This window comes from Moritella viscosa (genome assembly GCF_900120065.1).
Classification (GTDB): Bacteria; Pseudomonadota; Gammaproteobacteria; order Enterobacterales; family Moritellaceae; genus Moritella; species Moritella viscosa.
The window spans coordinates 1-9329 of record NZ_FPLG01000010.1; the positions used below are offsets into that span (position 1 = coordinate 1).

2 protein-coding genes are annotated in these 9329 nt (G+C 41.8%); both read left to right on the plus strand.

Annotated elements, in window-relative coordinates; all coding sequences use genetic code 11:
- The first annotated feature begins 60 nt into the window (after window positions 1-60).
- Window positions 61-7719 carry a non-ribosomal peptide synthetase gene (locus BT797_RS01780; RefSeq protein ID WP_211705413.1) on the plus strand — a complete coding sequence of 2553 codons (7659 nt, stop codon included), beginning with the start codon at window positions 61-63 and terminating at the stop codon, window positions 7717-7719.
- Window positions 7716-9329 (plus strand): condensation domain-containing protein (locus tag BT797_RS01785; RefSeq protein WP_211705416.1); only part of this gene is annotated, 1614 nt, incomplete at its 3' end. The genes BT797_RS01780 and BT797_RS01785, both read left to right, overlap by 4 nt.

The following is a 9329-nucleotide window of genomic DNA, read 5'->3' on the forward strand; positions in this document are numbered from 1 at the left end:
TTAACGCCAAAAGATATTTTTGATAAACCAATACTTACTGATATGGCTTGCTGCATTTTAGTGTCAAATGACATACCCGCAGACCAATCAGAATTACAAGGTAGTGCTAAAGTTAATGCGGTTCAGCAACGTTTTCTTACTCACTATGGTTCAGTCAATTGTAATCAATATTTACATTTTGAATTGAACGAACAGTTAGTCCCGTCATTGTTAAAGAAAGCCGTTTACGCTTTAATTCAACATCATGATTCTTTACGTTTATGCTTTAAACAGACTGAAGATGGTTGGGATTGTGATCACCTGAGTATTGATCAAGCTTCATTCGTGTTTCAAGAACGTCAATTAGATAATAATATTGGGGAATATGTTAATGATTTACAGGAGGCTTTAAATATTGAAAAAGGCCGCTTATTAGGCGCGCTTTATTTAGCTGATGATGTTAACCCTCAATTTATACTCACAATCCACCATTTGGCTGTCGATGCTTATTCTTGGCGGGTGCTATTAGAAGATCTAATGCACGCTTATCAGCAGTTAGCCCTTAAAGATAATATTCAATTAGCGAACAAAACCCACAGTTTGAATGATTGGGCTTCTGCGCTTTCAAATCGCTCAGTTTCCGCTAAAGCACTTAGCTATTGGCAAGCTCAAGATAACATTGAATCGTTATTTGAGTTAGGTGATGATTCGGGCATTTCGACATCGCAATGGACAGTTGAAAATAAAACTTTAGCGCATTGGACTCTACAGGCGAAAATGTATGCAAGGCTCAATCTAGAAGAATTACTCTTGTTGATTATGGTTGAAAGTTTATTTGCCTTTACCGAGCGTGACCTAGTGCGATTACATCGTGAAAGTCATGGCCGGTTTGGGGACGAATATGGTTTAGATTTAAGTCGCAGTGTTGGTTGGTTTACGTCTCTCTATCCACAAGTGTTTAAGGGGCATATCGATTTTGAAACTCGCTTAAAACAAACTAAAGAACAATTACGAAAAGTTGAACTCGGCGGATTAGATTATAGCGCGTCAATACAGCAAGGTTTAATGACGAGTCGTGATTCGATTGATGTGTTGTTTAACTTTTTAGGTAAGGTCAGTAGTCATGAACATGATGCGCTGAAACTTAAAGAATCAGGGTTGTGGCGAGCGATAGACTGCCAAGCCGATGCTGCAATCGTATTGAATGCACAACTTACTCATAGCGGTTTAGCGTTGAATTTTGAGTTTGACAATACAGCCTTTACTACTGACCAGCGTAATGACTTTATCGCGTTATTCCAGCAACAATGCGTCATTGTGGTCTCTCATTTTGATGCGAATAAACCATTATTGACACCATCAGATGTTGCATTAAGTGGACTGGACCAAGCTAGCCTTGATTTGATTAGCGACATACCTGAGGATATTTGGCCTCTTTCGAGCTTACAGCAAGGGCTATTATTTCATGGCGAATTAGCGACAGGCAATAGTTCATATATAAATCAACTTGCTTTGCCAATGCATGCACTCGAACCGAGCAAGCTAATGGATGCTTGGGCATTGTTAATGCAGCGACATCCAATTCTAAGAGCCAGTGTTTTAAATAATAAAGGCACAGATTTTATGGCTATTTGGCCTTTATGTGATCTGCCTTTTGTGGAAGTTGACCTGCGTTTTGAGGTGGATATTACAACGAGTATTAAACAGCTTCGCGAGCGTCTAATTACGCAAGGTTTTGAATTAAATCAAGGACCACTATGGCGGATTGATTTATTACGTATTGCTGAACACGATTATATTTGCATCCTGACTTTACATCACGTGTTGATGGATGGTTGGAGTACAGGAATATTATTCAGTGAGTTATTAGGCCTATATGCAGGTGATAACTTCTCTCGATCTGCTGACTCTTTTGACCAATATCTAATGTGGTTAAATCAGAGTGATACTGATGCTGCAAGTACCTTCTGGCAGCAGTACTTATCTGATATTGAATCACCAACTCAATTGACGGTTAGTTATGGTGACACTGATTATTCTAAAGAGACTGCGGAGGACGGGTTCCAGCGTTATAATTTAGATTTTACAGCATTACAAACATCCTTGTTTGAATCTCAATTAAAGCCACAAGGACTTACTCTAAATACCTTGATGCAAGGTGCTTGGGCGTTGACTCTCGGTACCCTAAGTCGTCAAAAAAATCCTGTATTTGGTAATACGGTATCAGGTCGACCGACCGAGTTACTGGGTAGCGATGCTATGGTTGGTTTGTTCATCAATACGTTACCGATGACTGTCGCTATTGAGCCAAATGCTCTGGTGCTAGATTGGTTACATAAATTACAACGTGAAGGTGTAGCACAACGAGAATTTAGCTATTCATCACTGGCGCAGATCCAGCAGGATAGTGGTTGGGCTGGAGAGTCCTTATTTGATACGTTAGTGGTATTTGAAAATTACCCACTGGATGAAGCGTTATTTAAACAAAATAAATCAGGTTTGCAATTAGGTGAGCCTGACAGTTATGAATTTACACATTATCCGCTCACGTTAGCTATTTTACCTGGGGAATGTTTAAGGATCGTATTTGCTTATGATCAAACTAAATTTAGTGCAAGTCAGATTGAGAATATTGCTGAGTTAATGGCGTTAAATCTAAATGAGTTAGTGAGCAATCCGCAACAAATGCTCGCATCACTGACTTCTGTACCAGAGTCGACGTTAGTGCAACTAAACCGGTTTTTAACTCAGCCGCATAGTTGGAATTATGAAGCGTTGCCTTTATTGATTCAGAAACAAGCACAATTGAGACCTGATGCGATAGCGTTAGTTCATGGTAATGAGCGGTTAAGTTATCGCATGCTTGAAGTGCAAGCTAACCAACTTAGCCATTACTTAATTGAGAAAGGTGTTGGTGCCGATGTTCCTGTCGGTGTTGCTTTTGAACGCGGTAATTGCATGTTAGTGGCGATGCTTGCCGTGCTTAAATCTGGCGGGGCATTTTTACCATTAGATCCATCTTATCCTAGCGAACGATTAAATTACATGCTGGCAGACAGCGGCGTTAAGTTATTACTTACCCATTCGTTATTAGCTGAGATAATCGTTGGTCCTAAAGGGATCAAACACGTTTATCTTGATCAAAAATTAATGACTGGCTATCCGACTGATGCGCCGAGTGTGGATTATCACCCTCAACAATTAGCTTACCTTATTTATACTTCTGGCTCTACAGGCCGGCCCAAAGGCGTTGCCTTAACACAGGCTGGTTTAAGTATGCACGTGCAAACTATCGGTGAGCGTTATGGTATGACACCAGATGATGTTGAACTTCATTTTGCATCGATTAGTTTTGATGGCGCGGTCGAGCGTTGGGCTGTGCCGCTGGCATTTGGTTCTCGTCTTGTTATCCGAGACCAAGCATTATGGAGTGCGGAGAAAACGTGTCAGGTGCTCGAGCAAGAAGGCGTGACAATCGCCTGTTTCCCCCCTAGTTATGTCGGACCACTACTTGATTGGGTTGCTTATAATAAACCGGCGTTAACGGTTCGCTCATGGACTCTCGGAGGCGAAGCATTTACCCGTGAAACCTATGAACGTTTACAACAGGTATTACATCCTCAACGTGTTATTAATGGCTATGGCCCAACCGAAACCGTTGTGACCCCTATGATATGGGAAGCTTATGCGGAAACAGAATTGAAGAGTGCCTATGCACCGATTGGGACCGCAGTTGGTGAACGTAGACTCTATATCTTAAATAACGAGCTTAATCGTCTACCTGTAGGTGTCCCTGGTGAGTTATATATCGGCGCTGAAGTTGGCTTAGCCCGTGGTTATCATGGCCGTGCAGATTTAACTGCTGAACGATTTTTGCCTGATCCTTACGGTATCGCTGGTGAGCGTATGTACCGGACGGGTGACTTAGTGCGTTGGCGTGGTGATGGCGTCATGGAATATTTAGGGCGTGTTGATCAGCAGATTAAGATCCGTGGATTCAGAATTGAATTGGGTGAAATAGAATCAAAATTACAGCAACTAAGTCGTGTTGAGCACTGTGCTGTCGTTGCGCATGATGCGCCAGGTGGAAAACGTTTGGTGGGTTATTTACAACAGTCAGAGGGATCATTAGGAAGCCTTGATGAAGCCATGCTATTACGTAGTCTCGCTGAAGTGCTTCCTGACTACATGGTTCCAGCCAAGATTGTTGTATTGAATCAGCTGCCGTTAACACCGGCTGGAAAGATCGACCGACAAAACTTATTCGCGCCGAATTGGACGCAACTTAATGATACAGAATTCAAAGCGCCTGAAGGGGACGTTGAAGAATTATTGAGTCAAGTATGGCAGCGCTTATTAGGTGTTGAACGTGTCGGGCGTGACAGCAATTTCTTTGCATTAGGTGGACATTCATTATTGGCTATGCGTTTGGTTGGTGAATTAGATCAGAAATATCAGCTAGCGTTGCCATTACAAGCCATTTTTGATTCGCCAGTGCTGGCTGATATGGCGTTTAAGTGTGTAGTTAAACATTCAAGTAAAGACATGATTGTTGCAGTGGACAGAGAGCAATCTATTCTCGCCAGTGCAGCACAGCGAAGACTTTGGTTTATGCATCAGCTTGAACCGACTAGTGCTGCTTTCCATATGCCACTAGCACTTGAATTCAAAGGTGAGCTAAATATTCCATTGTTGCAACAAGCACTAAATCGTTTGTTGATGCGCCATGAGGTTTTACGCACTCACTTTATTCACGAACAAGGTGAGGTATTACAAAGCATAAACCCTCATGCTGAGCTTGTCCTGACATTAGGGTATATGGATAGGGCACAAGCAACTGTTAATTTTGCTGAATTGTTAGCGCTACCGTTTGATCTTGAAAGTGATTTATTAGTAAGGACTAAACTGGTGCGCTTAGCTGAAAATCACTATCAATTTTTATTAGTGCTGCATCATATAATCTCTGATGGCATCAGCACCCAGTTATTATTGAATGAACTGAGTGACGATTATGCGTTAATGCTTGATTCAGAAAAACCTGTACTGGAAGCATCTGCTTTACAATATGCTGATTTCTCACATTGGCAAAAGGATTGGCTGTTAAGTGAGAAAGTGGAGTCACAGTTAACTTGGTGGAAAGAGGCGCTTGTTGCTGATATTGAGCCTCTCAATTTATATCCAGAGTCGCATTCAAGCGAACTATATTCTCAAGGTGAACGCTATCATTTTGAATTAAGTAGTCACCAGGTGAATGCAATACAGTCATTAGCGTCTGAACAGAATACGACAACGTTTAATGTGTTACTAACTCTCTGGCAACTGTTATTACATAAATATACCCAGCAGGATGAAATTCGCATTGGTGTGCCTGTCTCTGGGCGTTCTCAGAATCAAACACAGGCCATGCAAGGTTGTTTCATTAACAGCATTGTTATTCCAGCACGTTTTTCTGATGAACTATCGTTTTCGACTTTGCTTGAACAGGTGAGTACGTTTTCATCTGGAGCATTACAAAATCAGGACTTACCGTTCGAAATGCTTGTTGCTGAGATAGGACCGAAAGGTAATTTACAGCAACATCCTTTGTATCAGAGTTCATTTAATTTACAGCGTATTGATAAATCATTTTTACAAAATTGGACTGGTTTAGACGTGACCACATTTGACCCTGGTGCGGGTGGCGCACAATTGGATTTAAGCATGGATATGCAACAATTTGATGACGGCTCATGGGCTGGATTTTTCAATTACGCCGTTGATCTGTTTAGTGCCAATTATATAGCACGTTTACATGGTCACTGGCAGCATTTACTCGTTCAAGTAACAGCAACGCCAAGTATTGCGGTTTCACTATTAACGCTGATAACAAAGAGTGAGCAAGTCGCTATATCTCAAATGAATGCGACGCAATATGACTGGGGCGGTTTTAAACCTTTAACGGTCACCATTCATGAACAAGCGCTGCATACGCCTGATGCGATTGCTGTCTCTATGGGAGAGCAGCAAATTAGCTATGCACAATTCGAACAACGCGTTAATCAATTAGCGCATTACCTACAGACTAAGGGGGTAGAACCTGAAGTTCGTGTCGCTATCGGTTTACCTCGTTCTGTTAATTTAGTGATTGGTATTCATGCTATTACACGTGCTGGTGGCGCTTATGTACCGTTAGACCCGAGTTATCCAAGTGAACGATTAAGTTATATTTTACAGTCTGCGGATGTAGGTCTATTACTTACTGATGTTGAGACGCAGGGGCTTTGGTCCGAGCAAGATACGTTAGAGGTGATCACCCTCGATAATCTGGATTTGGCTGCATACGCTAAGCAACCACCTTCTGTTGCATGGCATCCTGACCAAGCTTTGTATGTGATTTATACCTCGGGATCCACTGGATTACCGAAAGGGGTGGTGAATACTCAGGGCGCATTGCAGAACCGATTAAACTGGAAGCAGCAACATTACGCTTTGCAGGCTAGTGACTGTGTATTACAGAAAACCCCATTTAGTTTTGATGTTTCTGTATGGGAGTTTTTCTGGCCATTAATGTTCGGAGCTCGTTTAGCTATTGCATCACCTGATGCGCATAGAACACCTTGGCAGTTACAAGAAACTATGGTGAACGAAGCTGTGACAACCGTTCACTTTGTACCGTCGATGTTACAGGCGTTTATCCATGATGCTGCACTCTCTGAATGTCGTCAATTACGTCAAATTATTTGTAGTGGTGAGGCATTACCAGCTGGTTTATCTAGTACAGTTTTAACCCAAGCGCCGCACATAGCATTACATAACTTATATGGCCCGACGGAAGCGGCCATAGATGTGAGTTATTGGCAGTGTCAGATTGATTCGGAGCAACGAGTACCGATTGGTTTCGCTATTGCCAATACAGAATTACATGTTCTCGATGAAAGGCTTTACCCTGTACCTATCAGCGTGCCAGGAGAGCTTTATCTTGCAGGTCATGGGTTGGCGCGTGAATACATGAATCGTGCTGATTTGACCGCAGATCGCTTCGTTCCTAATCCCTTTGGACAAGCAGGATCTCGTATGTATCGTACTGGTGATCAGGTCGTAAGACGTGCTGATGGTGCTTTAGAGTATCTAGGCCGTTTAGATCATCAGGTTAAAATTCGAGGGTTACGCATTGAGTTAGAAGAAATTGAAAGCCTGTTAGTCAAAAATTCAATTATTTCAGATGCTGCAGTGGTGGTTCATAATGCGCCAGCAGGTGATCAATTAATTGCTTATTTGGTTTGTGCACAACTGGATAATTCAGTTGAGTTGTCAGTTAAAAAGTATCTTGCCGAACATTTGCCTGATTATATGGTACCAAGCTTATTTATTGGTATTGAGCACATGCCTCTGTCCCCTAATGGTAAGAGAGACCGTAAAGCATTACCTACGCCTGTATTACAAAGTAAAGGTTATCACGCGCCTGAAACAGAGTTGGAAATATGGTTAGCAGCGAGCTGGTCTCGCTTACTTGAATTAGAAACCGTCAGTCTAGATGATAATTTCTTTGTGCTTGGCGGGCATTCTTTGTTAGCAACTCGTGTTATTGCTGCGGCGAGAGAAGAGCTTAGTATAGAAATTAATTTACGTGATTTTTTCAATGCATCTGACCTACGAGCACTGGCTGAGTTGCTTGAACCTGAATTTGTTCTCAACCACCAACAAGAACATTTAGAACTTGATGAAATGGCGATGTTATTAGATGAGTTGGAGACACTATGAGTATGAATAAGATTGATAAACACGCACTGGCTCGACGTTTTATCGAATTAGGTGCACCGGAACAAGAGAAATTTTTATCCTTGTTGCAGGCAAAGGGGTTTAGTTTTGAACGTCTACCTATCGTGCCAGTAAAAGAGTGTGAGTTATCTCCTTTGGCCCCAGCACAATTACGCTTATGGCATATTTATCAGATTGACCCAGACAATAGCGCTTACCATATGGTTGGTGATTTTGAAATTAATGGCGCGTTAGAGCATGGATTATTTGAATCAGCATTACAGCAAGTATTGGCGCGACATCAGATATTACGCAGCTATTTTGTCAGTAAAGATGACGTAACATGGTTAAAGTTAGACACTGCTCCAATAGTGCCTTTAGAAGTACAGGATTGGCGACTTAAATCTGAGGCTGATCTTTATTCTTTCTGTGGTAAACATGCACAGAAACGTTTTAACTTGAGTTATGAATTACCGTTGAGAGTCGCTTTAATACAAGTTGGGCTGCAGAAGTGGCATTTACAATTAGTTATGCACCATATTGTTTCTGACGGTTGGTCGATTGATATTTTTGTTCGAGACCTTGTGCAAGCATATCGGGGCGTCCCGTTAACAGTGCTAAATATTCAATATACTGATTTTTCGGTTTGGCAGACGGCAATGCTACGCGCCGGAAAGGCACAGCAACAGTTGAACTATTGGAAAGCAAAGTTAGGTTCAGTGCAACCTGAATTACTGATTGCGCATGATACATCCGCAAAGATCCATCAGTTGCGACTTGCTGGTCATTGCCAATATTCATTATCTACGAATCGAACGGCTAAGATCTCAGCGTTAGCGCTCAAACAAAGGATCACACCATCGAGTTTGTTGCTTGCTGTTTGGCAGTTAACACTTGCAGCCTACAGTGGTCGTAATGATATTTCGGTCGGTATTCCAATGGCGAATCGGGATCGAGCTGAAGTTGCTGACATTATTGGTTTTTTTGTTAATACCATGGTTATTCATAATCAAATTTGGCCATCTAGCCAAGCTATCGATTGTTTGAAACTAACACATGAAGCTGTATTAGAAGCACAAGAACATCAACTTTTACCTTTTGATCAATTAGTGGATGGTCTTGGTATATCACGTAATGTAGGTGAAACACCGCTATTTCAGGTGCTATTTAATCATCAACAGACGTCTGATGCATCGATTGAATTGGTCTCTGGGGTTAATATTAAAAGCTGTGATCAGAAAGGCCGCCACGCCTTGTTTGATTTGGCCTTAGATATCAGAGAATCAACCCAAGCGCCTTGGGAACTTATTTTAACGTATGCTAAAGATCGATTTAAGGTAAGCACTGCGGAACAATTATTGAGTGGTTTTATTAAGTTTTTAGATGAAATTGTTGCACAGCCTACAATACCAGTAGGGCAACTTAGTTTAGTCAATCAGCAAACCATGGGTCTGCTGAATGATTTCTCGACGCAGGTTCACACTTGGGAGTATCAGCCATTACCTTCGCTTATTCAAAAGCAAGCTGAATTACGACCGAATGCAATCGCACTCGTGCATGGCGATGAACGTTTAAGTTATCAAGCATTGGAGTATCAAGCGAACCAACTTAGC